Origin of the sequence: Azospirillum endophyticum (genome assembly GCF_016595245.1) — a bacterium.
Lineage (GTDB): Bacteria > Pseudomonadota > Alphaproteobacteria > Azospirillales > Azospirillaceae > Azospirillum > Azospirillum endophyticum.
Map to the genome: position 1 here is coordinate 200,565 of NZ_JAENHM010000007.1, position 24,382 is coordinate 224,946.

Below are 24,382 nucleotides of genomic sequence, written 5' to 3' on the forward strand. Positions count from 1 at the left end.
TAGGGTGCGCGCCTGAAACGCCCCCCATCCAAGGCCCCGTGGATCCCCGTGTCCGACATCGCAGAAATCATCATCCCGCCCGACGCCACGCCGATGATGGCGCAGTATCTGGAGATCAAGCAGGCGCATCCCGACTGCCTGCTGTTCTACCGGATGGGCGACTTCTACGAGATGTTCTTCGAGGATGCGGTGAACGCCGCGGCGGCGCTGGACATCGCGCTGACCAAGCGCGGCCAGCATCTGGGCGAAGACATCCCGATGTGCGGCGTGCCGGTGCATGCCCACGAGAACTACCTGCAGCGCCTGATCCGCCAGGGCTTCCGCGTCGCCATCTGCGAACAGATGGAAGACCCGGCGGAGGCGAAGAAGCGCGGGGCGAAATCGGTGGTGAAGCGCGGCGTCATCCGCATCGTCACCCCCGGCACCCTGACCGAGGACAGCCTGCTCGACGCCCGCTCCTCCAACTGGCTGGCGGCGGTGGCGGAGACGGCGGGCGGGCTGGGGCTGGCCTGGCTGGAGATGTCGACCGGCGAGCTGGTGGTGCAGCCGGTGGAGCGTAGCGGACTCGGCACGGCGCTGGGGCGGCTCGACCCGCAGGAAGTGCTGATCTCGGAGAAGCTGAGCCAGACGCCGGAGCTGTTCGAGCTGTGGGCGGACTGGAAGTCGCGGCTGACCGTGCAGCCCAACCCGCGCTTCGACAGCGAAAACGGCAAGCAGCGCCTGCTGACCCAGTATGGCGTCGGCACGCTGGACGCCTTCGGCACCTTCAGCCGGGCGGAGGTGGCGGCGGCCGGCGCGCTGGTCGGCTATGTCGAGCTGACGCAGAAGGGCCGCGTTCCCCGGCTGTCGACGCCGCGGCGGGTCGGGCCGGGCGCGGTGATGGAGATCGACGCCTCGACCGCGCGCAACCTGGAGCTGACGCGGACGCTGAGCGGGGAGCGGCGCGGCAGCCTGCTCGCCACCATCGACCGCACGGTGACGGGGGCCGGCGCCCGGCTGCTCTGCGCCCATCTGGCGGCGCCGCTGACCGATCCCGCCGCCATCGGCCGCCGGCTGGACATGGTGGAGTTCGCGCTGACCGAGGAACGGCTGCGCGGCGAGCTGCGCGGCGCCCTGCGGAGCTGCCCGGACCTGGAACGGGCGCTGTCGCGGCTGACGCTGGGGCGCGGGGGTCCGCGCGATCTGGCGGCGATCCGCGACGGGTTGCGACAGGCCGGGCTGATCCGCGGGCTGCTCGCCGGCGTCCTGCCGCTGCCGGACGGGCTGGCGGCGTTGGACAAGCGGCTGGGCGCGCATTCGGACCTGGTCGACCAGCTGACCCAGGCGCTGGCACCAGAGCTGCCGCTGCTGGCCCGCGACGGCGGCTTCATCGCCCGCGACTACAGCTATGCGCTGGACGAGCTGGTGACGCTGCGCGACGAGAGCCGGCGGCTGATCGCCGGACTGCAGACGAAATACGCCGAGATCGCCGGGGTGCCGTCGCTGAAGGTCAAGCACAACAACGTGCTGGGCTATCACATCGAGGTCACCGCCGCCCATGCCGACAAGCTGATGTCGGAGCGGGGCCGCGAGGTGTTCATGCACCGCCAGACCATGGCGAACGCCGTGCGCTTCGGCACGGTCGAGCTGTCGGACCTGGAGCGCCGCATCTCCGAGGCCGCCGACAAGGCGCTGGCGGTGGAGCTGGAGCTGTTCGCCGGGCTGGTGGAGATCGTCGCCGGAAAAGCCGACGCCATCGCCCAGGCCGCCCACGCGCTGGCGGCGCTGGACGTCGCCACCTCGCTGGCCGAGCTGGCGGAGGAACGGCGCTACAGCCGCCCGGTGGTGGACGACAGCCTCGCCTTCGTCATCAAGGGCGGACGGCATCCGGTGGTGGAGGCGGTGCTGGATTCCGCCCATGGCGGGCCGTTCGTGGCGAACGACTGCGATCTGGCGCCGGACAATCGGCTGTGGCTGCTGACCGGCCCGAACATGGCCGGCAAGTCGACCTTCCTGCGGCAGAACGCGCTGATCGCGGTGCTGGCGCAGATGGGCGGTTTCGTCCCGGCCGAACGTGCGCATATCGGGGTGGTCGACCGGCTCTACAGCCGGGTCGGCGCCGCCGACGATCTGGCGCGCGGCCGTTCCACCTTCATGGTCGAGATGGTGGAGACGGCGGCGATCCTGAACCAGTCGGGCGCCCGCGCGCTGGTGATCCTCGACGAGATCGGGCGCGGCACGGCGACCTTCGACGGCCTGTCGATCGCCTGGGCCTGCGTCGAGCATCTGCACGACGTGAACCGCTGCCGGGCACTGTTCGCGACGCATTACCACGAGCTGACGATGCTGGCGTCGAAGCTGCCGGCGCTGTCCTGCCACACCATGCGGATCAAGGAATGGCAGGGCGACGTGGTGTTCCTGCACGAGGTGACGGCGGGGGCGGCCGACCGCAGCTACGGCATCCACGTCGCCAAGCTGGCCGGGCTGCCGCCGGCGGTCGTCGGTCGGGCGGACGAGGTGCTGAAGCTGCTGGAAGCCGGCGACCAGAACGCGACGATCCACCGGCTGGCCGAGGATCTGCCGCTGTTCAGCGCGGCGCTGAAGCGGCCGGCACCGAAGACGACGGAGGTGGCTCCGGTCGCCGCCGCGCCGTCGGCGGTGGAGGAGGCGCTGGCGGGGATCGATCCGGACAGCCTGACGCCGCGGCAGGCGTTGGAGGAGCTGTACCGGCTGCGGGGACTGATGCGGGGGCGGTTCGTTTGATTGTCGGTAATTGCCGTTTCCCCCGGTAGGGAGCCAAAATGCTGCCAGACCGGGGTCGGCAAGGCTTCCACCAACCGTCAGGGTACCCCCGAAGATCTCGCCCCTCACCATGTGGCGATGATTTTGTTTCAATCGGGCCGATAATGACGTAACCTACTGAGAGTCATTTTATTTCCGGTGTATTCGCATACCCGTCGGTTTCGTGCGATTCCTGATCGCGTCCAGCCATGGACGGAGTTCGGGAATCCCGCCCGGATCGAATCAGGCGGAGATCCGCATCTCATGGTACAGCGACGAAACATCGAAGAGGCCCTGACCCGCCGGGCCGAAATGCTATTGCAGAGAATGGAGCGGATCATCGGATCCTCCAATCCCGAACGTCTCGACATCGACGCGGGATTGTTGATCGACCTCCTCAAAAGTCCCGACTTTCCGCGCCTGCACAAGCCGGCGTTCCAAGAGGCGGCCAAGCAGTTGCAGCGGCAAAGCCACGAACAAACGACCGGCCGCCTGCTGAACGAAGCGGAAAGCGGGGCGAGGGTGGGCGACCGGGCCGCCCGCGACCGCCTTGTCGCCAAGGCCAAGGAGGCGTTGACGAAGGCGGTGAAGAGCGGTTCGGCGAAAGATTTCCGAAAGGAGATGGAGAAGCGCCTTTTGTCGGTGGCGACCATGGAGATCGCCCCGGCCCCGGTCCGGCAAAAACTGCGAAAGCGCCCGGCCCAGGCGCAGCCCCCCAACGGCGTCGAAAAACGCCACACCATCCGCTACGCCGAGCCGGTCCTCACCGTGGCCATCAACCAGACGGAGTACCGGACGATCGACTGGTCGACCCGCGGGCTGCTTCTCAACGTCGGCCCCGCCTCGGTCCCGTTCCTCGTCGGCGACTTGGTGCGCGTGGAGATCTCCTGCCCCAATGTCGAGATGCGTCATCGCCAACAGGCGAAGGTGGCCCGCCACGATGAAAGCAAGAACAGCCTGGCACTGGCGTTCCTGGACATCGACCCGGTGATCCTGGCCTTCCTCAAGGCTATCGAGTGATGCCGAGGGCTACCGATCCTAAGCAGGTTTCTCCAGATCGGGCCACGGGCCCCGGCCTGGAGAAACCTGCGGACTCTATGGTTTTGCAGGTTTTCCGAGCCCGCCCATCTGTGGGCGGAGTTCGGAAAACCTGCTTAGCCGGTCAGGATCGGTAGCCCTCGGCGGCTGGATGGCGATATCCCCCTCTTCCCGACAGGGACGGGAATATCGCCCTCACTGCGTCTGAACCAGTTCCCCATGCAGGGCGCAACCCACCTCGGCCAGTTCGACGAAACGCTCGGTCACATCATCGGGCTGGGCGACCTTGGTCGGGTCCTCGCCGGGGAAGGCCTGGGTGCGCAGCTTGCTGGCGACCACCCCGGGGTCGATCAGGTTGACCCGCAAGCTGGAATTGGCGACCTCCAGCGCGTAGGTCTTCACGATCATCTCCAGCGCCGCCTTGCTGGCGCCATAGGGCATCCAGTAATGGTGCGGCGCCTTGGCGGCGGCCGAGGTCACGAAGATGGCGCGGCCGGTGCCGGACGCGCGCAGCAGCGGGTCCATCGAGCGGATCAGGCGGTAGTTCGCCGTCACGTTCAGGTCCATCACCCGCGACCACAGCTTCGGGTCATACTGGGCGACCGGCCCCAGCGCCTCCAGCGCACCGGCATTGCCGACGACGACGTCGAGCTTGCCGAAGCGCTGGTAGAGCGCATGGCCGAGCTGGTCGATCTTGTCGTAGTCGCGCAGATCCATCGGCACCAGGGTCGCCGACTGGCCGGAGATCTTCTGGATGGCGTCGTCGGTCTCCTCAAGGCCGCCGACGGTGCGGGCGACCAGGACCAGATGGGCGCCTTCGGCGGCGAAGCGCTTGGCGACGGCGGCGCCGATGCCACGCGAAGCACCGGTGACGAGGGCGATGCGGCCGGAGAGACGGGACATGGGGAAAGTCCTGGCGTTGGACGTGGACGTGCCCTCTCCCGCCTCGGGAGAGGGAGGGGACCCGCGCCGTCAGGCGTGGGGAGGGTGAGGGGGATACCAAGGAACCGGAAGCGCATGGCTTCCTGGATCACCCCTCACCCCTCCCAAGCTTCGCTTGGGTCCCTCCCCTCTCCCGGGGCGGGAGAGGGTTGTTATACCCTAGGCGCGGACCGGGACGTTCGCCTCGATCGACGGATTTTCCAGCGCGTCGGTCAGCGGGATCGGGTAGTCGCCGGTAAAACAGGCGTCGCAATAGCCGAGCTTGGCCGGGTCGCGCTTCTCGTCGCCCATGGCGCGGTAGAGGCCGTCGAGCGAGATGAAGGCGAGGCTGTCGGCCTGAATGAACTCGCGCATCTGTTCCACCGTCATGCGGTGGGCCAGCAGCTTGCCCTGCTCCGGCGTGTCGATGCCGTAGAAGCAGGGATGCGAGGTCGGCGGGCTGGAAATGCGCATGTGCACCTCCTTGGCCCCGGCAGCGCGCACCATCTCGACGATCTTCTTCGACGTGGTGCCGCGGACGATGCTGTCGTCCACCAGGATGACTCGCTTGCCCTCGATCATCGCGCGGTTGGCGTTGTGCTTCAGCTTCACGCCCAGGTGGCGGATCTGGTCGGTCGGTTCGATGAAGGTGCGGCCGACATAATGGTTGCGGATGATGCCGAGGTCGAAGGGCACGCCGGCTTCCTGGGCGTAGCCCAGCGCCGCGGGCACGCCGCTGTCCGGCACCGGCACGATCACGTCGGCGGGGACGCCGGCCTCGCGGGCCAGCTCCCGGCCGATGCGCTGGCGCGCCTGGTAGACGGAGGTGCCCTCCATCACGCTGTCGGGGCGGGCGAAGTAGATGTATTCGAAGATGCAGAGCCGGCGCTGCTGCGGCTGGAACGGGCGCAGGCTGTGGACGCCGCCGTCGTCGATGACGATCATCTCGCCCGGCTCGACGTCGCGGACATATTCGGCACCGACGATGTCGAAGGCGCAGGTCTCGCTCGCCAGGATATAGGTGTCGCCGAGCCGGCCCAGCACCAGCGGACGGACACCGAGCGCGTCACGCACGCCGATGACCTCCTTGGAGGTCAGCGCCACCAGGGAGAAGGCGCCCTCGACCTGCCGCACCGCCTCGATCAGGCGATCGACCGGCGAGCCGCCGCGGGCGGTCGCCATCAGGTGGACGATCACCTCGGTGTCGGTGGAGGACTGGAACAGGCAGCCGCGGCGGACCAGCTGGCGGCGCAGGGTGTGCGCGTTGGTCAGGTTGCCGTTGTGGGCCAGCGCGAAGCCGCCGAACTCGAAATCGGCATAGAGCGGCTGGACGTTGCGGATCGAGGTGTCGCCGGTGGTGGCGTAGCGCACATGGCCGATGGAGCTGGCGCCCTTCAGCTTGGCGATGATCGCCTCGGAGCTGAAATGGTCGCCGACCAGGCCCAGCGTGTGCTGGAGGTGGAACCGGCTGCCGTCGAAGCTGACGATGCCCGCAGCCTCCTGCCCGCGGTGCTGCAGGGCGTGCAGGCCCAGCGCCGTGATGGCGCCCGCCTGCGGGTTGCCGTGGATGCCGAACACGCCGCACTCCTCGCGCAGCTTGTCGTCGTCGAACGGATGCGTCGTCAGCATCACCAGAAGTCCTTCGTCCAGGAGGCGCCCTAGGGCGCGTCAGCACATGCAACGGAAAAAACTACGGTCCCACAAACGTCGATCGCGCCAAAACCGAGCGGTCAAGCTCAGCGGGCGTTGTTCTGCATCAGCCTTTCGAGGTCGGCGCGGTCGCGGTCCTTATAACCGGTATCGGGCGCCTGCGCACCCCCGGTCTTCGCGGGGCTGGGCACCGGCGTCGACAGGCGGTCGAGCGCCTGCTTGGCTTCCATCGCCTGACGTGCACGGTCGCGCGCCATGTCCATCTGACCGAGCCCTTCCCTGCGCAAAGTCTCCGGCACGAAGCCGTAGAGCGTCTCCGCCCCCATCGCCAGGAAGGGGCGGGTCTTGGCCTGCTGCAGCCAGACCGGCTGTTCGGCCGGGTTCGGCACCAGCCACAGGAAGAACAGGTAGGCGATGGAAACCAGCAGCCCGCCCTTCACCAGCCCGAAGGCGAAGCCCAGCGTACGGTCCAGCGCCGACAGCGCCGAGGCCTGCACCCCGCGCGACAGGCTGCGCCCGAGGAGCGACAGCACGATCAGCGCGACGATGAACACGCCCACCGCCGAGGCGGCGTAGGCCAGCATCTCGAAACGGATATAGATCTGCGCGTAGGGAAGGACATGGGGCAGCGCGTAGAGCGTGATCACCGCGGCGCCGGCCCAGGCGGCGACCGACACCAGCTCGGCCACCAGACCGCGGCTGAAGGCGAGCAATGCGGCCAGAAGCAGCACGGCGGCGACGACGACGTCGACCGGATTGACGGGAAGATTGTCCATGACCCCTGTACCGATTATTGGACGCCGATTATCGGCTGCGCTTGCAGTTTACGAGCGTTGCATTCGGAATGCCTCGGCCTTTCCGACCAAACCACCTCATTCCCGCGAAGGCGGGGATGACGGCCGTTCTTCGCCAAGACCATGGTTTCAGACCGCAAACTCCGTGGTTCAGATGTACTCGTCGTCGCGCCGGCGGCGCGTGTCGGTGTCGTCATACGGACGCCGCGAAGGCGGCCGGCCGGCGGAGCCCTGCGGCTGGAACAGCGGCATCAGCTCGCCCAGCTGCTGGAGTTCGACCGTCTTGAGGCCGTTGTCGCCGCGGTTGCCCTTCTTGCCGGTACGCCGCGCCGGGAAGATGGCGGAGGAAAAGCCGAGCTTCGCCGCCTCCTTCAGCCGGGTGTCGCTCTGGCCGACGGCGCGGACCTCGCCCGACAGGCCGATCTCGCCGAACACCACCGCGTCGGCCGGCACCGGCTCCCCGGTCAGGGAGGAGACGAGCGCCGCCGCGACCGCGAGGTCGGCGGCCGGTTCGGTGATGCGCAGGCCGCCGGCGACGTTCAGATAGACGTCGTTGGCGCCGATCTGCACGCCGCAGCGCGCCTCCAGCACCGCCAGCACCATGGCGAGGCGGGCCGAATCCCAGCCCACCACGGCGCGGCGCGGCGTGCCGAGCGGCGACGGGGCGACCAGCGCCTGCACCTCGACCAGCACGGGGCGGGTGCCCTCCATCCCGGCGAAGACGGCGGCGCCGGACACGTCGCCGCGGCGTTCGGCCAGGAACAGGGCGGACGGGTTGGCGACCTCGCCGAGGCCGGCGTCGCCCATCTCGAACACGCCGATCTCGTCGGTCGGGCCGAAGCGGTTCTTCACCGCGCGCAGGATGCGGAACTGGTGGCCGCGCTCGCCCTCGAAATAGAGCACGGTGTCCACCATGTGCTCCAGCACGCGCGGACCGGCGATCATGCCTTCCTTGGTCACATGGCCGACCAGCAGCAGGACGACGCCGCGCCGCTTGGCGATGCGGATCAGCTCCTGCGCGCTGGCGCGGACCTGGGCGACGGTGCCGGGGGCGCTGTCCAGATTGTCCATGTACATGGTCTGGATCGAGTCGATGACGATCACCTCCGGCCCCTTGGCGTCGTCGAGCGAGGCGACGATGTCGCGCACGCTGGTCGCCGAGGCGAGGTCGACCGGGGCCGTCGCGCAGCCCAGGCGCTGGGCGCGCAGACGGACCTGATCGACCGCCTCCTCGCCCGAGACATAGGCGCAGCGGTGGTCCTGCGACAGCCGCGCCATCGCCTGGAGCAGCAGGGTCGACTTGCCGATGCCGGGATCGCCGCCGATCAGGATGGCCGAGCCGGGCACCAGACCGCCGCCGCAGACGCGGTCGAATTCGGCGATTCCGGTCATCCGCCGCGGCGGCGCCTCGCTGGAGCCATGCAGGCCGACGAAGTCGATGCGGCGGCCGCGGGCAGCACCCAGCCCCTTGGGCGCGCTGTCGGGAGCGGCCTCCTCGACGAGGCTGTTCCATTCGCCGCAGGCGTCGCATTTGCCCGCCCATTTCGGGAAGGAGGCGCCGCAGGCCTGGCAGACATATCGGGTGGTGGGCTTCGCCAAAGGTCTGGTAGTCCGATGGGGGTAAGGCCCGCCACATATAGCAAGCCGTTCCGCCGAATCCTATGCTTGCAGGGGTGGAATGCGGGGGCTTTTTTCAGACCGGCGGCGTGATAGGTTGTTGCACGATTCGGAACAAACCCTCTCCCGCCCCGGGAGAGGGTGGCGCCGAGGCGCCGGGTGAGGGGTGATCCAAGAATCGAGCAGTTTGATTCTTGGATCACCCCTCACCCTTCCCTCTCCCGGGACGGGAGAGGGAGCTTAGAGTGAATTGAGAATCTACGTGACGGATGACGGTTTGATGGACAAGGAAGGCAAGCGGATCGTGCTGCACGGTCCGGAGGGTTTCGCGGCATTGCGCAAGGCCTGCCGTCTGGCCGCCGAGACGCTGGACCACATCACGCCCTTCGTGGTGCCGGGCGTCAGCACCGGCAGGCTCGACAAGCTGATCGAGGAGTTCCAGCGCGACCGCGGCGGCATTCCGGCGACGCTGGGCTATCACGGCTATCCGGCCTGCAGCTGCATCTCGCCCAACCATGTCGTCAACCACGGCATCCCCAGCGACGACAAGACGCTGGTCGAGGGCGACATCGTCAACATCGACGTCACCGTGATCCTGGACGGCTGGTATGGCGACAGCAGCCGCATGTATTTCGTCGGCGAGAAGATCGGGGTGAAGGCGCGCAAGCTGGTCGACCTGACCTACCGCTGCATGATGGCCGGCATCGCCCAGGCCAAGCCCGGCAACCGGCTCGGCGACATCGGCCACGCCATCCAGACGATGGCGGAGGCGGCGCGCTGCTCGGTGGTGCGCGATTTCGGCGGGCACGGCATCGGGCAGGTCTTCCACGACGCGCCGCATGTCGACCATTTCGGCAAGCCCGGGACGGGCGTGGAACTGCGCCCCGGCATGGTCTTCACGGTGGAACCGATGATCAACGCCGGCCGGCACGAGGTGAAGATCCTGTCCGACGGCTGGACCACGGTCACCCGCGACCGCTCGCTGTCGGCGCAGTTCGAGCACCAGATCGGCATCACCGAGGACGGCTGCGAGATCTTCACCCTTTCCCCCGCCGGTTTCACCCAGCCGCCTTACGGGACCACCGCATGACCGACGAACAGAAGCCCTGGGACGTGCTGGAGAGCCGCGAGCTGCTGGACGCCAGCCCTTACTTGAAGTTGCGGGCGGAGACGGTGCAGTTGCCGGACGGACGGACGGTGGAGAATTTCTACCAGATCGACCAGCCCGACTATGCGCTGATGTATGTCGAGACGGCAGACGGCCAGGTGGTGATGCTGCGCACCTACAAGCACGGGGCCCGGCGCGTCAGCCTGACCTTCCCCGCCGGGGCCATCGAGCCCGGCGAGGATCCGCTGGCCGCCGCCAAGCGCGAGCTGCTGGAGGAGACCGGCTATGCCGCCGAAGACTGGACGGCGCTGGGCGGCTTCGTCGTCGGAGCGAACTCCAAGGGCAGCACCTGCCACATGTTTCACGCCAAGGGCGCCCGCAAGCTGGCCGAACCGGATCACGGTGACCTGGAAGACATGCGGATCGAGCTGCACAGCGCCCGCGAGCTGATCGACGCAGCGGCGCGCGGCGATTACGCCCTGCTGCCGGTGATCGCCATGCTGGGGGCGATGCTGATGCCGGAGCTGCGCGAGGGGCTGGGCATGGCGGCGCGGACGCGGTCGGTGTAAAAAGGAAGGGCGATCCTTCAGCAGCCGAGGCGGCGGCCATGGCCCTGCGCAAGCACCAACGGATGACCCTCGCCGAGTTCCTCGCCTGGGAGGAGCGGCAGGACAGCCGCCACGAGTTCCTCCAGGGCGAAATCGTCGCCATGGACGGCGGGACGGTCGCCCACAACCAGTTCGCCGGCAACATCTATGCCGCCCTGCGGACGGCGCTGCGCGGCTCCCCGTGCCGGGTTTTCCAGGAAACGATGAAGATCCTCGCCGACGAATCGGTGTTCTATCCGGACGTCTTCGTCACCTGTGCGGCGATCGATGACCGCGACCGGCTGGCGACCGAGCCGACGCTGATCGTCGAGGTGCTTTCGGACAGCACGTCCAGCTACGACCATACCACCAAGAGCGCCGCTTACCGCACCCTGCCCTCGCTGACCCAATATGTGCTGGTCCACCAGCGGGTGGCGGTGGTGGAGAGCTTCCGGCGGTCAGGCGACGGCTGGACGCACGAGCTGCTGTCGGGCCGGGACGGCGTGCTGGCGGTTCCGGCGCTGGGGGTGGCGCTGCCTCTGGCAGCAATTTATGAGGACACGCGGGTGTCCTTCGACCTGACCATCCATGCGGGCGAAACCGACGATGCCTGAACACGCCCTGTCCGCCGAGCGGCTGATCGAACTGCTGGGATTGCAGCCGCACCCCGAGGGTGGCTGTTACGCCGAAACCTACCGCGCCACGGGGGATGGCGGGCGGGGGGCGGTGACGGCGATCTATTTCCTGCTTCGGTCGGGGGAGCGGTCGCACTGGCACACCGTCGATGCGGTGGAGATCTGGCTCTGGCACGGCGGGGCGCCGCTGGAGCTGTCGATCTTCGAGGATGGCGGGACGATCGAGCGCCGCCGGCTGGGGATGGACATCGCGGGCGGCGAGCGGCCTCAGGCGGTGGTGCCGGTCGGGGCGTGGCAGGCGGCGCGGAGCTTGGTGGTGGAGCCTGACGGCTGGTCGCTGGTGAGCTGCACCGTGGCGCCGGCCTTCGAGTTCGCCGGCTTCCGGATGGCGCCGGAGGGGTGGGAGCCAGCGGCGGGGTGATGTTGGAAGAGGTTTTCCCCTCCCTAACCCTCCCCCGCTTCGCGGGAGAGGGGACTGCCGCCGGATCGCTTACTCAGCCCTCTCCCGCGAAGCGGGGGAGAGAGGGGGCACAAGGCCCCGCCTCAATCGTCGGCGTAGGGGTTCTTGCCCTTGCGCAGCAGCAGGCGCACCGGCACGCCGGGCATGTCGAAGCTCTCGCGCAGGTGGGTGGTCAGGTAGCGCTGGTAGCTTTCCGGCAGATCCAGCGGCTTGTTGATGAACAGCGCGAAGGTCGGCGGACGGGTCTTCACCTGGGTGACGTAGCGGATCTTGACCCGGCGGCCCTCGACAAGGGGCGGCGGGTGGTGTTCCAGCACGCCCTCGATCCAGCGGTTGAGCTGGGCGGTCGGGATGCGGCGGTTCCAGACGGTGTAGGTCTCCAGCACGCCGTCCAGCAGCGTGTCGAGCTTGTGGCCCTTCAGCGCCGAGATGGTGACGACCGTCACGCCCTTGATGTAGCCGAGCGCCGCCTCGAGCTTGTCCTCGACCTGGCGCAGCGCCATGGCGCGGTCGTCGACCGTGTCCCACTTGTTGATGGCGATCACCAGGGCGCGGCCCTCGGAGATCACCAGCCGGGCGATGGTCAGATCCTGCTTGTCGAGGATGGCGGCGGCATCGACCACCAGCACCACGACATTCGCCATGCGGATGACGCGCAGGCTGTCGGCGACCGCCAGCTTCTCCACCTTCTCGTCGACGCGGGCGCGGCGACGCATGCCGGCGGTGTCGACCAGCTTGAAGCGGCGGTCGCGCCATTCCCAGTCGACGGCGATGGCGTCGCGGGTCATGCCGGCCTCAGGCCCGGTCAGCACCCGCTCCTCGCCGAGCAGGCTGTTCAGCAGGGTCGACTTGCCGACGTTGGGGCGGCCGACGATGGCGATCTGGATCGGCTTGCTGCGATCCTCCTCCGGCTCCGGCTGGTCGCCGATGGGGATGCTGGGATCGAAATCGTCGTCCTTGTCCTCGGCCGCGCCGGTCTCCGCGGGCGGATCATAGGGCAGCAGCGCCTCGACCAGATCGGCCATCCCCTCGCCATGCTCGGCGGAGAGCGGGATCGGGTCGCCCAGGCCGAGCTCGTAGGCTTCGAACAGGCCGGGCTGGCTGGCCTTGCCCTCGGTCTTGTTGGCGACCAGCAGCACCGGGGTCTTGCCCCGGCGCAGCAGATTGGCGAAATGGCGGTCCAGCGGCGTGATGCCGGCGCGCGCGTCGATGATGAACAGCGCGACGTCGGCACGGGCCAGCGCCTGTTCGGTCTGGCGGCGCATGCGCGCCTCCAGGCTGTCGTCGGTCACGTCCTCCAGGCCGGCGGTATCGACCACCGTGAAGGACAGGCCGCCGACATAGGCCGGGGCCGAGCGCCAGTCACGGGTGACGCCCGGCGTATCGTCCACCAGGGCCAGCTTCTTGCCGGCCAGACGGTTGAAGAGGGTCGATTTGCCGACATTCGGCCGACCGACGAGGACCACGGTGAACGACATGGGGCCAAAGGCCTTTCACAACAGACGGAGGAAATCCGCGATCAGCGGAACGCGACCAGCGTTCCGTTGTCGCACAGCACATAGAGAGTGTTGTTGGCAACGACCGGAGACAAGTAGGAACCGGTGGGCAGCGAGCGCGTCACCTCCACCTTGCCGTCGGACGGCGACAGGCCGAGAAGCTGGCCCTCGGAGCTGGTGACCCACAGGCGGCTGCCCGCCATCACCGGGCCGGACCAGACGATCGGGCCGGTCCTGTCCTCGGGATCCTTGAAGCGGGCGAGCGGCGACACCCAGCGGACCTTGCCGGTCTGGCGCGCCACTGCGACGACCTCCTGGTCGTTGGTGACGGTGAACAGGTAATCGCCGGCCAGCCAGGGGGTCTGGACCCCGCCGATCTCCGTTTCCCAGATGCGGGCGCCGATGCGCTCGTCGATGGCGACCATGCGGCCGGAATGGCCGATGGCGTAGACGGCGCCGCGGTCGACCACCGGCAGGCCGCGGATGTCGGCCAGGTTGCTGAGCGCGCCGGTGCGGCGGACGGCGGCGAGGCTGTCCTGCCAGGCGACGCGGCCGGTTTCCGGGCGCAGACCGAACAGCTCGCCCGACGAATAGGGGGAGACGACCAGCGTGCCGGTGACGGCAGGGCTGGCGGCGCCGAGCAGCCCGGCGCTCTCCAGGATGCCCTGCTGCGACCATTGGACCGTACCGTCCTCGACGGACAGGGCGACGGTCTGGTTGTCCAGCGTGATGACCAGCACGCGGCCGCCGGCGACCGTCGGCGCGCCGCGGACCGGGCCGGCGATGCGCTTGCGCCACAGCACCTTGCCGGTGGCGGCCTCCAGCGACAGCACCTCGGCGAAGCCGGTGGCGGCATAGACGCGGCCGTCGGCATAGGCGACGCCGCCGCCGGTGGCGCCGCCGCGTTCGTTCTCCGGCCGGGTGTCCACCCGCCACAGCGATTGGCCGCTGCGCTCGTTCAGGGCCGAGACGTGCGAATCGGCGTCCATGGCGAAGATGCGGCCGTCGGCGATCACCGGCGTGCCGAGCAGGGCGCGCGAGCTGCTGGCCCCCGACCCGATGTCGGCGCGCCAGGCGTCCGACGGGTTGGCCGACAGGGCCAGGTTGCCCAGCACATGATCCGCTGTGCCGCCCGGCTGCGCCCAGACGGCGTTGGCGACCGGCGGCGGCACGGTGACGGCGGTGGCGGCGAGCTGGGCATCCGGCTCCACCTTGCGCTCGCGCTGGAGGACGGCGACGCGCTTGCCCGGCAGGGGCGGATCGGCGGTCTTGCCGAACCAGCTGTCCAGCGTGTCGCAGCCGGCAAGGAAGACGCTCAGCAGCGATGCGGACAGCAGCGCCGCACGGCGGATCGAGCCGGCCTTGGCGGGCACTGCCTTGTTGTTTGGCGCCTTGTTGTCGTTCATGGCCCTGGGTCAGCCCTTGCCGTAGAGGGAGGCGAGATCGGCGGCGCGGCCGCGCACGCCCGCAGGCGCTTGCTGGTCGTCCGCCAGTTGCTTGTAGAGCGTGCGCGCCTTCTCGGTGTCGCCGGCACGGGCGGCCAGCATCGCCGTCAGCTCTCGCGCCGTGAAGCGCCAGGGGCTGCCGTCGGCGGTCAGCGGCTGCAGCTTCGCCGTCAGCTGCGCCGGATCACCGCCGTCGGCGCGCTGCGTCACCGCCAGAAGCGTGGCGAGGTCGCGGTATTCGGCGGGCACGGACCCGTTGCCGGCGATGCCGTCATAGATGGTCGCGGCATCGGCCGGCTTCCCTTGGCGGATCAGCAGGGCGGCGGCATTGAACTGGGCGATGGCGGCGAGGCTGGGCTTGGCGGAGCCGGCGAAAGCCGCCAGGGCGTCGACCCCCTTCTCCGGCCCCTGCGCGCTCTGCGAGATGGCGGTGACCAGGGCGGCGGTCTGCTCCTGGGTCTTCTGCGCCTGCCAGTGGCGCCAGAAGCTGTAGCCGCCGGTGCCGGCGACGACCAGGACGGCCGCGGCGATCATTGCGCCGCCATACCTCTTGAACAGATGCTCCGCGCGGTCCCGGCGCAGATCCTCGTCGACTTCGCGGAAAATATCGCTCATGGCGCTGCGGTGGCGTCCCTGCGGTGGCGGCTGCGCGCACGGCCCGGATGGCGGCGCGGGTCAGGTGGAACCGGTCCGGCCGGTTCGACGGACGGAGGATTCCACAAGATCAAGAGGGGCGGATAGCATCGGGCAACCCGCGCGGTCAAGAGCGAGGGCGCGGCCGGCCGTGTCGCGGCCCGACTTTCCGGTACGGCCAAACGGAAACAGGCCGCAGGAACCCTGTTCCCGCGGCCTGTTCCGATTTGCCGATCCGACCGCGGTCGGACCCCGACCGTAAGCCGCAACCTTATGCCGCAGCATCACGCCGCAGCATCACGCCGACATGGCGGCGGCGGCGATGACCGCCTGGGTGCGGTTCTTGACGCCCAGCGACTTGAAGATGGCGGTGACGTGGATCTTCACCGTGCCTTCGGACAGGCCCAGCTCGTAGGCGATCTGCTTGTTCGACTTGCCCAGCCGCAGGCATTCCAGAACCTCGCGCTGGCGCTGGGTCAGGCCGTAGCCGGCATTGCGGTCCGAGACGTCGATGGAGCGGCGGCGCGGGGCGGCCTCCATGCTGGCGGTCAGGGCACCGGGCGGCAGATAGATGCCGCCCGAGAACACCAGGTTCAGGGCGCCCATCATGACCTTCACGCTGCTCGACTTCGGAATGTAGCCGGTCGCGCCATGGTCGAGCGCGCCGCGGATGTCGCCAAGCGCCTCGGAGGCGGAAATGACGACCACCGGAACGCCGGGCTGCAGCGCCTGGATCTCGCGCAGGCCGTCGAAGCCCGGCCAGTTCGGCATATGCAGATCCATCAGGATGATGTCGAAGGTGCTGCCCGCGCGGCACTGCTCCAGCACCTCGTTGAAGGTCCCGGCCTCGACGAAGCTGGAATCGCCCTGCAACTGCTCCAGCAAGCGCCGCAGCCCTTCGCGAAACAGCAGATGGTCGTCCCCGATCAGAATCTTCATGGTCCCCGTCATCCTCGCTCGCCGGCCCTTGACGGCACCCTGCCGTTGCAGACGGCCGCCCGCCAGGGCTGTTGTCGATCTTGTCCGGCGCACCCCCGCGGCACCCGGATCGCCCCATTCACACCGGCCGCCCGCACCCAGCCTCGCGTTCGGGCGGCGGCCTGGAGGTCGATTGGCTGTTCGATTGGTCTATCAGCCCTTCGCAGGCATCGGCCGGAAGACCGTCTGCCGTTGTGGGCTCGTTCTTCGCTGTGTTGGGTATCTGATACCACGATCGGAAGAGCGCCTGTATCCTGACAAGGGCCATAGTTCATTCGAAGCCGCCACTCCCATAAGAGACGCCGTTGGTCATGGGGCGGGCAAGAAACACCTCCGCCGAAGGTAATAGCTTCGTCTGTAGTTCCGACCGGACTTGTCGCGCCGCCCCATCGGATTCACTTGCTCCGATCGGGATCACTCGAAGAGAGACGTATTCTCTCCATTAGCGACGGGAATTTTCTTGGAACCTTGCCATCTTTGCGGCGTTCGTGTGGCAGGGGCACGGCTAATCCCGATTCGACCGCGCAAGAGAGGAGGAAAACCCGCGGCCAAACCGAAAGGATAATCCTGAAGGATGCCTGTACCAACGCGCATTCCCGTGTGACCCGCCCAGCACACATCATTCCATAGGTGTTACCGTTTCGAAACCTAAGGCGACCAACAAGGAGACGAGAAGCGATCTTGGCTGATCATCCATCGCCTGATTTACGTGGAGCACCATTCATTTCTAAATCACGCGGTGCGACCAGGACTTCCCTCACCCGGCGACGGGTCAGACAGAGGGGGTGTTTGCAGGCCGCGCGGAAATACTTCGATGTCTACGTTAATTTTCCGGATGACGTGACCCTTACGATGACATGTCCCTTACCATGAGTGCCTGGGCCGATCGGCCGGTTCCTTTTCAACCCTTAGATGCAGGCGGCAACGCCCCCAGCCGGGCCGGCCGTGGATGCCTCCTCCAGACAGAGCTGACCCATGCACACACACCATGAGTACGCCCATGAGAAAGCATCTCACCAGACCCGCAACGCGGTGACTCCAATGCATGTCTGCCTGATCCTCGACAACAACGCGCTGACCGAGAACGTCGTGCAGCAGCTCGACCGCGGTGGACGCCATCGCGTCACGGTCCTGCACGACATCGGGGAACTGACCCAGAGCGCGCTGACGCCGGATGCGATCCTGATCGGGCTGCAGCAGTTCACCGCGTTGCGCGAGAACGAACCGATGGTCTATCTGCGGCTGTCCCGCCGGTCGCGGATCGTCGTGGTCCTTTCCTCGCGCGAGCTGTTGGACGCGGCCCATATCCTGGCCTTCGCCGACGCCTGGGTGTTCGAGGATCTGAACGTCGACCGCATCAACGAACTGCTGGATCTGGGGCTGGAAGGGCATTGTCTGATGCCCAAGCAGTTCCTGTCGCGGCTGGGTGTCGACGAGATCAGGCTGACCCTGCTGCCGCGGCTGTCGGACCCGGAGTTCGAGACTCTGCGCCTGCTGGGCGAGGGCATGAACAACCGGACCATCGCCAACGCGCTGGATCTGTCGGAAGCGGTCATCAAGTCGATGGTGCGCAGCGTTCTGTCCAAGCTGCATTTCCGCAACCGGACCGAGGCCGGCGTCTTCGCCGCCCGGCAGCAGAGCGCCCTGGAGCAGGCACGGACCGGCATCACCCCGCCGCACGTCCAAGCCGCCGCCGTCCGCCGGGCCGGAGCCTGAAGAGCCGAAAGCCTGAAGAGCCGGAAACCGGCGGGCGCCCCGGCCGCCCGGCGGCGCGCATACGCCGCCAAGCCCGGACCCGTGCCCGACACGCGGTCGAGCACCGCCGCCCAGCCAGTCTTGAGCCGGTGACCGGTATCAGGCAGCCAAGCGGCGTCCGGCCATCGAGTCCTCGAAGCGGTCGAAGCGCAAGTCGAAGTCCTGCCGGTCGGTCCCGGGCAGCCGGAAGCGGACGCGCACCAACCCCTCCTCACGGTTGACGACTTCGAACGGCACGGCAATGCCCAGCCCGTCGGGCAGCAGCGTGCCGCAGCCGCCGACCGAGTCGGCCTCGCCCAGTGCCGCGCGGTGCCGGGAGATGTCGAGCAACCGCACCGTCAGGCGGCGGCCCTCCGGCCCCTCCACCACGCAGGGCGCCTCGACGCGATAGCGCGGCGTGTTGCGGCAGTCGACATCGTCGGTCGCCGTGCGCACGGCGCGCACCAGCACATGCATCAGATCGTCGATGCTGTGGGTCACCTCCGACGCGCCGGACCGAAGCTGGTCGGCCCTCTCCTCCGTCACCTGGGCCTCGCGTGAAACCTCGTCGATGCGGGTCGACACGTCGGTTGCCGCACCGGCCGTCTGGCCGACGTTGCGCGAGATCTCCTGGGTCGCCGAGGCCTGCTGCTCCACCGCCGCGGCGACCGTGCCGGAGATGGCGTCGATCTCGCCGATGGTCCGGCTGATGTCGCGCACCTCCTCGACGCTGCGGGCGGTGACCGACTGGATTTCGGCGATCAGGCGCGAGATCTCCTCGGTCGAGCGCGACGTCTGGTTGGCAAGGTTCTTCACCTCCCCGGCGACGACGGCGAATCCCTTGCCGGCCTCCCCCGCCCGCGCCGCCTCGATGGTGGCGTTCAGCGCCAGCAGGTTGGTCTGGGCGGCGATGCCCCGGATCAGTTCCGCCACGTCGCCGATGCGGCTGACCGCCGCGGACAGCGATTCGATGGTGGTTTCGGTCCGGTTGCTGGCGGCGACGGCGGCACGGGTGACGCCGGTGGCATGACCGACCTGATTGCCGATCTCCTCGATCGAGGCGGAGAGCTGCTCGGCGGCCGACGCCACCGCCTGGGCGTTGCTGAGGGCCTGCGCCGCGGCGGCGGCGACGTTCTGGGCGTTGGCGCCGACCAGCCCGGCGGAGGTCGCCATGGCGCCGGCGTTGCGGTCCATCTCCTGCGTGCGGGCGGCGACCCGTTCGACGGCGCCGCGGCTCTCCTGTTCCACCGTGTCGGCCATCGCTTGCAGGGCCTTGCGCTTCTGCGCCTCGCCCTGGATTCGCTGATGCTCCTGCTCGGCGCGCAGGCGCTCCGCCTCGGCCATGCCGTCGCGGAAGACCAGGACAGAGCGCGACATCGCGCCGATCTCGTCGAGCCGGTCGGCACCCGCGACGCCGGCGGCAAGGTCGCCGGAGGACAGGGCCGTCATCACATGGCTGAGCTGGCCCAGCGGACGCAGCAGCCGGCGCGACACCAGGTAGCCCGGCACCGCCAGCATCCCGGCGCAGAGCACCACCAGCATGGTGGCGAACCGCATGCTGTCGTCGAAGGTCTTGAATACTTCCGCCTTCCTGATGCCGACATAGAGGATGCCGACCGGGGTGCCGGCCGCGTCCCTGATCGGGTCGTAGGCGGCGTAATAGGGCTCGCCCAGGATCTCGACCATGCCGCGGAAGGGAGTGCCGCGACGCAGCACCGCATCATAGGCCGCCCCCTGCGCCAGCGTGGTGCCGACCGCGCGGCTGCCGTCGGCGGCGGTGACGTTGGTGGCGATGCGGCGGTCGCCCAGGAACAGGGTGGCGGTTCCCCCGGTGATGCGCTTGATCCTGTCGACCACGAGGGTGTCGTCGTTCATCACGGCGCCGTCCAGCAGCAGCTTGCCGTCGGCGACGGTGAAGCGGCCGCCGCGCTCCTGCAGCGCCGACCAGGCGATGTCCATGCTGAGACGCTGCATCTCGATCGCCTGCCGTTCCAGGTCGCGGACGATCACCTGACCGATCGCGAACAGGATGGCCGTGCTGAGGATCAGCATGCCGAAGAGATTCAACACGGTGACTTTCGTGGAAATCGAAAGCCGGCCGACGAAGGCGCGCAGGGCGTCCATGGGTGCCATCCACCAAGAGTACGTAATGCAGACGCGAAGTCTTGATCGCGCCGCACTATGCCATCCCGGTTTAGACCGCTTTCATCTAAAATACATGATACGCCTGCGGCAACTTGTCGCCTTGCGAAGTCTGTATCAAATCATCTTCGGAGCGATTTTTCCGAACGGGACTGGTTGCGGAATCTTTTACATCGATGGGTCAGAACAGCCGCGCGCCGTCCGGCACGGCCTGATCGGGACCGACCAGCACCACGGCGCCATCGGCGTCGGGCAGGCCGAGGCACAGCACCTCGCTGGTGAAGGGGCCGATGCGCTTGGGCGGGAAATTCACCACCGCCAGCACCTGACGGCCGACCAGGGCGTCGGCGGCGTAATGGCCGGTGATCTGGGCGGAACTGCGCCTGGTGCCGATCTCGCCGCCGAAATCGACGGTCAGCTTGTAGGCCGGCTTGCGCGCCTCGGGAAAAGGATCGACGGCGCGGATGGTGCCGACGCGGATGTCGATCTTGGCGAAATCGTCGTAGCTGATGGTCATGGCCTGTCCGGTCCGGTTGTGCGGTCGGGCGCCAGGGTAGCGCGGCAGACCGAAGATCGGAACCGGGGATCGGAACCGGGAAGCACGGGCGGTCGCCGCCCACGAAAAAGGGGCCGCCGATGGCGACCCCTCTCGTGAAGCTTCCGGTGAACCGGAAAGGATCAGGCCTTCGCCTTGGCGATGGCGGCCTTGACCTCGTCCAGGCTGTCCGAGACGCGCTTGGTCAGGATCTCGGCGGCCTCGGTGTTCGACTTGGCGATCATCTCGCTCAGCTCGCGGATGTTCGACAGCGACTTCTCGAAGGCGGCCTTGACCAGATCGGCCTGCTTGGCGGCCTTCTCTTCCGGGGTGCCGGCGGCCGACAGCTCACCGACGGCGCGGTTCACGTCCTCGGCGACGGTGCGCAGCACCTCGGCCTGACGGCGGACGATCGCCTGGAAGCCTTCGAAGGCGAGCTGGTTGGCGGCGGTCACCGCCTCGATGTTGCGACGCTGGCTGGCGATGATGGACTCGACGTCCACACCCGGCACCTTCAGGTCGCCCATCAGCTTGGACGGATCGAATTCGAGGAAGGGGTTACCGCTGATCTTGGCCATGTTTCTCATCCCAGCATCGGTGTTTGCTGCCCAGATCAAAATCTAGGCATGTTGCGTCGCAACATTACAGAAACGGACTATGCAGAGTGCCGAAAAGTTAGTCAATCCGGTTTTTTGCGCCGCAGCATAACCTTGACGGGAAAAACCACCCGTCGCGGATCGCCGCCTTGCCGCTAAATACCTGACGACATGGACTCTGTTCCGGTCGGCTTGCCCAGCGGTCCGCGCGGCCGGGTCCAGCGGCAGAAGGTCGCGCCCCAGCGTTCCGCCCCACGCAGTGCGTTGTCCAGCGCCGCCATGGTGCGCGACAGGTCGGCGGTGTCGTCGTTCAGGAACACCCGCATCACCCGCGCATGCACGGTGCCCAGCCCGGCCACCAGCGCCGCCCCGCCGCGCCGGTCGGGGTCGATCCCGGCGGCGCGCAGCATCCAGGCCATGGACCGGCCGAAGGCGCAGGAGAAGGCCAGGGCGGTGGCCGGATCGGCCGGCAGGTCGCGCACCACCGCGCGCAAGCCGTCGCGGAAGGGACGCAGCGCGTCGAAGCGGCGCATCATCACGTCGAACAGCCGGTCGCGCGCCGATTCGGTCGGATCGACGGCGCCCTCGCCGGCCAGGACGGTGGCGTCGGCGACGCGCGACACCGCCGCCAGCAGGTCGGCACGCCCGCGGTAGCGGTGATGGAAACGGGACAGCGGAATGCCGGCGGCGTGGGCGACCTCCAGCAGGCCGACCCGGCGCCAGCCCTTCTCGGCCGCCAGCCCCATCGCCGCCGACGCCACGGCGCGGTCGAGGGCATCCGGGTCCGTCGAATCGGCGGTGGGATCTGAGCGGAAGCTGTTGTCTTCAGGCTTGTCGGACGGCATGTCGGACATGGCACCACCTCCAGGCGACAGGGATCGCTTCATAAGGTGGGGTGTGGACGGGCGAACGTCACCCGTCCAGCGGACCGGTTATGCCTTGCGCACGGTCTCCACCCGGCCGCCGGTCATGCTGACCAGCTCGGCCGGGGTCAGGCGGAAGACGGCATTCGGCGTACCGGCGGCGGCCCAGATGGTCTCCAGCCGCAGCAGGTCGTCGTCGATCAGCACCAGCGGCGGCACGGCATGGCCGATCGGCGGAACGCCGCCGATGGCGAAGCCGGTCGAATCGCGGACGAACTCCGGGTCGGCCCGCTCGATCTTCTCGCCGATCAGGCGGCCGACCGCCTTCTCGTCGACACGGTTGGCGCCGCTGGCGACGACCAGCACCGGGCGCGCCGTCTCCCTGGTGCGGAAGATCAGCGATTTGGCGATCTGCGCCACCGCGCAGCCGACGGAATTGGCGGCATCCTCGGAGGTGCGGGTGCTGCCTTCATGCTCGACCACCCGATGGCCGAGGCCGATGCTGTCGAGCAGGGCCTGAACCCGGCCGGCGGAGGGGCTGAGTGTGGTCACCGGTGCCACCCCTTGCCGCCATGATGCGAGCGATCAACCGATTCGGTACAAGCTGCCGCCGACGCCAAGATATTCGACGACTCCCTGAGGATCGCCATTCGCCGCTCCGTAAAAGTTGGCAATGGTAACTGCTCCGCCCAGGATGCCGTCCGACTGATAGTCACTCAAGGAGTAAATGATGAGGTCGTTCGCATAGGCACCGGACCCATGCGAGAATCTCACATCGGAGATATTGATGTTATTGAGATAAAGAGTATCGTCAGATCCCGAAAAATCGAATATAGTATCGAATCCATCATTCTGGCTGAAATCATATACGTAGTTATCGCTGTAGTTCCCCCCGATCAGAGTGTCGTCGCCCTGGTTTCCAATCAACCAGTCTATACCTGATTCCGAGGGTTGATCTCCAATGAGAAGATCATTTCCAGTTCCACCATAAAGAGAATCGTTATTGTTTCCACCAACAAGCGTATCGTTCCCTTCGTGTCCAATGAGGAGATCGTCCTGGTCTTCACCGAACAGGAGGTCATTCCCTGCCCCTCCAGCAAGCGTGTCGTTCCCCTGCCCCCCTTTCATACTGTCGTTGCCGTCCTCACCATTGAGAACATCGTTGTACGGCGATCCGAAGACGATGTCGTCTCCACCACCTGCGTTGACCGTAACGGCAACGTTAAACGGGCCAAAGGTTTCAGGGTCCTGATTTCCAGTATGGGCGGGCATTATGTCCTCTTCCTCTTGATTGATTTGCGAATTTTCCATGGCGGTTCGTCCGCCGGCCTGCATGCCGCAAGCAGCGTGGTGCACATCAATATCCAGATTTCGAACTATGCTTGCTGGAGGGATTTGAGTTTGGTGTAGAGGCCGGCAGCCTTCTGGACATCGGCATCGTCATTGCCGCGCGTGAAAAGAACCGCGCCAACGGCTGCATCGGGGCCCGATTTGCCATTGGTGACGGCATATCGATGCATCCCCGACTTCCCGGATTGATCGGACGACGATAGCGCCGACCCCAGCGAACCCGACAAAATGGATGCAAGCAGGCTATTGGCCGTGGCATCACCGGAATCGAGATCGACGATGCTCATCTGCCCGTCCGGAATATCGACGGTGCGATCGAAACTGACAGACGACAGAAGATTCGAAGAGCCATCGCCCTGGTGGCCTATGGAGATCTCGCCAGTTCTGGCGTTGGCCAATGCCGACGGGTCATAGGGATCGTTGGCTCCCCCCTCCTTTAAGATCAGCGGCATATCGGGGCGCGTCACTCCGCTCGCCGCCAAGGATGTACGGATGATGTCATTGGCAGCCCCCCCCAGAACAGCCACCTCATCGCCTGACGTATTGAGGGTCTTTTTCGCGAAATCCGAAACTTTTCCCCAATAGTCCGACAACTTGTTGGACCAGTCGGTAAAAGCGTTCATGAAATTCGTAACGCCGACGTTTCTCATCTTGTCGCCGCCCGGCGCTGAGATATCCGCAGGCACATATCCCTCGCCGATGGAATAGGACATCCCCGGCTTGAGATTCTGGATGGCGGATCTGATATCGACGACCACCCCGGAGGAACCACCCGCAGGCCCCGCATCCCTGGGTGTGACGGCAGATTTCTGAGGATTTGGCTGAACGGTGCTCGACGGCCGCATGTTTCCGGCCGCCGTCGGATCCGAAGTCACCTTCATGATGCGCTCCTTCGCAGGTAGGCAACTCGGTCCGGCCCCCCGCAACCCAGCGCCTCAAGCCCTGCCCCTGAATGCCCTTATAGCGGGCACAGGATGCATCGTTTCGTCGCTCTCCGCAAACGAAAATTCTCTTCAAAGATGCAGAATATGTCGCGACTG

General features: G+C 67.3%; 22 protein-coding genes. 7 read left to right on the forward strand and 15 right to left on the reverse strand.

The features are described 5' to 3' along the window. Positions 1 to 93 precede the first annotated feature (93 nt). Together mutS and JHL17_RS02520 are read left to right on the forward strand one after the other, a co-directional pair. On the forward strand, positions 94 to 2,742 hold the full coding sequence (gene mutS / locus JHL17_RS02515; protein WP_200190521.1) for a DNA mismatch repair protein MutS: 2,649 nt from the start codon (positions 94 to 96) through the stop codon (positions 2,740 to 2,742). A 282-nt stretch (positions 2,743 to 3,024) separates the two neighbouring features. Next, positions 3,025 to 3,780 (forward strand): PilZ domain-containing protein, encoded by a 756-nt coding sequence (locus JHL17_RS02520; protein ID WP_200190475.1) that lies wholly within the window; start codon positions 3,025 to 3,027, stop codon positions 3,778 to 3,780. A gap of 213 nt (positions 3,781 to 3,993) precedes the next feature. On the opposite strand, the gene JHL17_RS02525 is transcribed toward JHL17_RS02520, so the two are convergent. The 4 genes from JHL17_RS02525 to radA all read right to left on the reverse strand — a co-directional run bounded on the left by JHL17_RS02525 (position 3,994) and on the right by radA (position 8,762). Continuing rightward, entirely contained in the window at positions 3,994 to 4,701 is a 708-nt protein-coding gene (locus tag JHL17_RS02525; protein ID WP_200190476.1) for an SDR family NAD(P)-dependent oxidoreductase, read from the reverse strand. Positions 4,702 to 4,899: 198 nt separating this feature from the next. Beyond that, positions 4,900 to 6,348, reverse strand: a complete 1,449-nt coding sequence (gene purF, locus JHL17_RS02530; RefSeq protein ID WP_200190477.1) for an amidophosphoribosyltransferase — start codon at positions 6,346 to 6,348, stop codon at positions 4,900 to 4,902. Positions 6,349 to 6,455: 107 nt separating this feature from the next. Then, on the reverse strand, positions 6,456 to 7,145 hold the full coding sequence (locus JHL17_RS02535; protein WP_200190478.1) for a CvpA family protein: 690 nt from the start codon (positions 7,143 to 7,145) through the stop codon (positions 6,456 to 6,458). A 168-nt stretch (positions 7,146 to 7,313) separates the two neighbouring features. Then, positions 7,314 to 8,762 carry a DNA repair protein RadA gene (radA, locus tag JHL17_RS02540; protein ID WP_200190479.1) on the reverse strand — a complete coding sequence of 483 codons (1,449 nt, stop codon included), beginning with the start codon at positions 8,760 to 8,762 and terminating at the stop codon, positions 7,314 to 7,316. A gap of 298 nt (positions 8,763 to 9,060) precedes the next feature. Between radA and map the strand changes: the two genes are divergently transcribed. Genes map through JHL17_RS02560 form a run of 4 tightly spaced genes read left to right on the forward strand, consistent with a single transcriptional unit; the run spans position 9,061 to position 11,531 of the window. Beyond that, a complete protein-coding gene (gene map / locus JHL17_RS02545; protein ID WP_200190480.1) occupies positions 9,061 to 9,870 on the forward strand; it encodes a type I methionyl aminopeptidase in 810 nt (269 codons plus the stop codon). Beyond that, positions 9,867 to 10,457: an NUDIX hydrolase gene (locus JHL17_RS02550; RefSeq protein ID WP_200190481.1), complete on the forward strand. Its 591-nt coding sequence runs from the start codon at positions 9,867 to 9,869 to the stop codon at positions 10,455 to 10,457. The genes map and JHL17_RS02550 overlap by 4 nt, the downstream gene beginning before the upstream one ends. A gap of 38 nt (positions 10,458 to 10,495) precedes the next feature. Beyond that, positions 10,496 to 11,089 (forward strand): Uma2 family endonuclease, encoded by a 594-nt coding sequence (locus JHL17_RS02555; protein WP_200190482.1) that lies wholly within the window; start codon positions 10,496 to 10,498, stop codon positions 11,087 to 11,089. Continuing rightward, positions 11,082 to 11,531 (forward strand): cupin domain-containing protein, encoded by a 450-nt coding sequence (locus JHL17_RS02560; protein WP_200190483.1) that lies wholly within the window; start codon positions 11,082 to 11,084, stop codon positions 11,529 to 11,531. Before JHL17_RS02555 ends, JHL17_RS02560 begins: the two co-directional genes overlap by 8 nt. A gap of 122 nt (positions 11,532 to 11,653) precedes the next feature. Here the strand turns inward: JHL17_RS02560 and der are convergent, their stop codons facing one another. From der to JHL17_RS02580, 4 genes are all read right to left on the reverse strand, one after another. Continuing rightward, complete coding sequence (gene der / locus JHL17_RS02565; protein ID WP_200190484.1) at positions 11,654 to 13,048, reverse strand: ribosome biogenesis GTPase Der; 1,395 nt, start codon at positions 13,046 to 13,048, stop codon at positions 11,654 to 11,656. A 41-nt stretch (positions 13,049 to 13,089) separates the two neighbouring features. Continuing rightward, positions 13,090 to 14,472 (reverse strand): outer membrane protein assembly factor BamB family protein, encoded by a 1,383-nt coding sequence (locus tag JHL17_RS02570; protein WP_200190485.1) that lies wholly within the window; start codon positions 14,470 to 14,472, stop codon positions 13,090 to 13,092. Between the two features lie 9 nt (positions 14,473 to 14,481). After that, complete coding sequence (locus tag JHL17_RS02575) at positions 14,482 to 15,126, reverse strand: tetratricopeptide repeat protein (RefSeq protein ID WP_200190486.1); 645 nt, start codon at positions 15,124 to 15,126, stop codon at positions 14,482 to 14,484. A 315-nt stretch (positions 15,127 to 15,441) separates the two neighbouring features. Next, complete coding sequence (locus tag JHL17_RS02580; protein ID WP_200190487.1) at positions 15,442 to 16,083, reverse strand: response regulator transcription factor; 642 nt, start codon at positions 16,081 to 16,083, stop codon at positions 15,442 to 15,444. Positions 16,084 to 17,097: 1,014 nt separating this feature from the next. Between JHL17_RS02580 and JHL17_RS02585 the strand changes: the two genes are divergently transcribed. Then, entirely contained in the window at positions 17,098 to 17,838 is a 741-nt protein-coding gene (locus JHL17_RS02585; RefSeq protein WP_247893270.1) for a response regulator transcription factor, read from the forward strand. Positions 17,839 to 17,976: 138 nt separating this feature from the next. Here JHL17_RS02585 and JHL17_RS02590 read toward each other — a convergent pair whose 3' ends face one another. The 7 genes from JHL17_RS02590 to JHL17_RS02620 all read right to left on the reverse strand — a co-directional run bounded on the left by JHL17_RS02590 (position 17,977) and on the right by JHL17_RS02620 (position 24,223). Beyond that, positions 17,977 to 19,980, reverse strand: coding sequence for a methyl-accepting chemotaxis protein (locus JHL17_RS02590; protein WP_200190488.1), 2,004 nt, complete (start codon positions 19,978 to 19,980; stop codon positions 17,977 to 17,979). A gap of 199 nt (positions 19,981 to 20,179) precedes the next feature. After that, positions 20,180 to 20,515, reverse strand: a complete 336-nt coding sequence (locus JHL17_RS02595) for a tRNA-binding protein (protein ID WP_200190489.1) — start codon at positions 20,513 to 20,515, stop codon at positions 20,180 to 20,182. A gap of 161 nt (positions 20,516 to 20,676) precedes the next feature. Continuing rightward, positions 20,677 to 21,111, reverse strand: coding sequence for a phasin family protein (locus tag JHL17_RS02600; RefSeq protein WP_174471942.1), 435 nt, complete (start codon positions 21,109 to 21,111; stop codon positions 20,677 to 20,679). 173 nt (positions 21,112 to 21,284) lie between these two features. Beyond that, complete coding sequence (locus JHL17_RS02605; RefSeq protein ID WP_200190490.1) at positions 21,285 to 21,983, reverse strand: TetR/AcrR family transcriptional regulator; 699 nt, start codon at positions 21,981 to 21,983, stop codon at positions 21,285 to 21,287. Positions 21,984 to 22,061: 78 nt separating this feature from the next. Next, positions 22,062 to 22,544, reverse strand: coding sequence for a YbaK/EbsC family protein (locus tag JHL17_RS02610; protein ID WP_200190491.1), 483 nt, complete (start codon positions 22,542 to 22,544; stop codon positions 22,062 to 22,064). A gap of 33 nt (positions 22,545 to 22,577) precedes the next feature. Beyond that, entirely contained in the window at positions 22,578 to 23,303 is a 726-nt protein-coding gene (locus JHL17_RS02615; protein WP_200190492.1) for a calcium-binding protein, read from the reverse strand. A gap of 65 nt (positions 23,304 to 23,368) precedes the next feature. After that, positions 23,369 to 24,223: a hypothetical protein gene (locus JHL17_RS02620; protein WP_200190493.1), complete on the reverse strand. Its 855-nt coding sequence runs from the start codon at positions 24,221 to 24,223 to the stop codon at positions 23,369 to 23,371. Positions 24,224 to 24,382 lie beyond the last annotated feature (159 nt).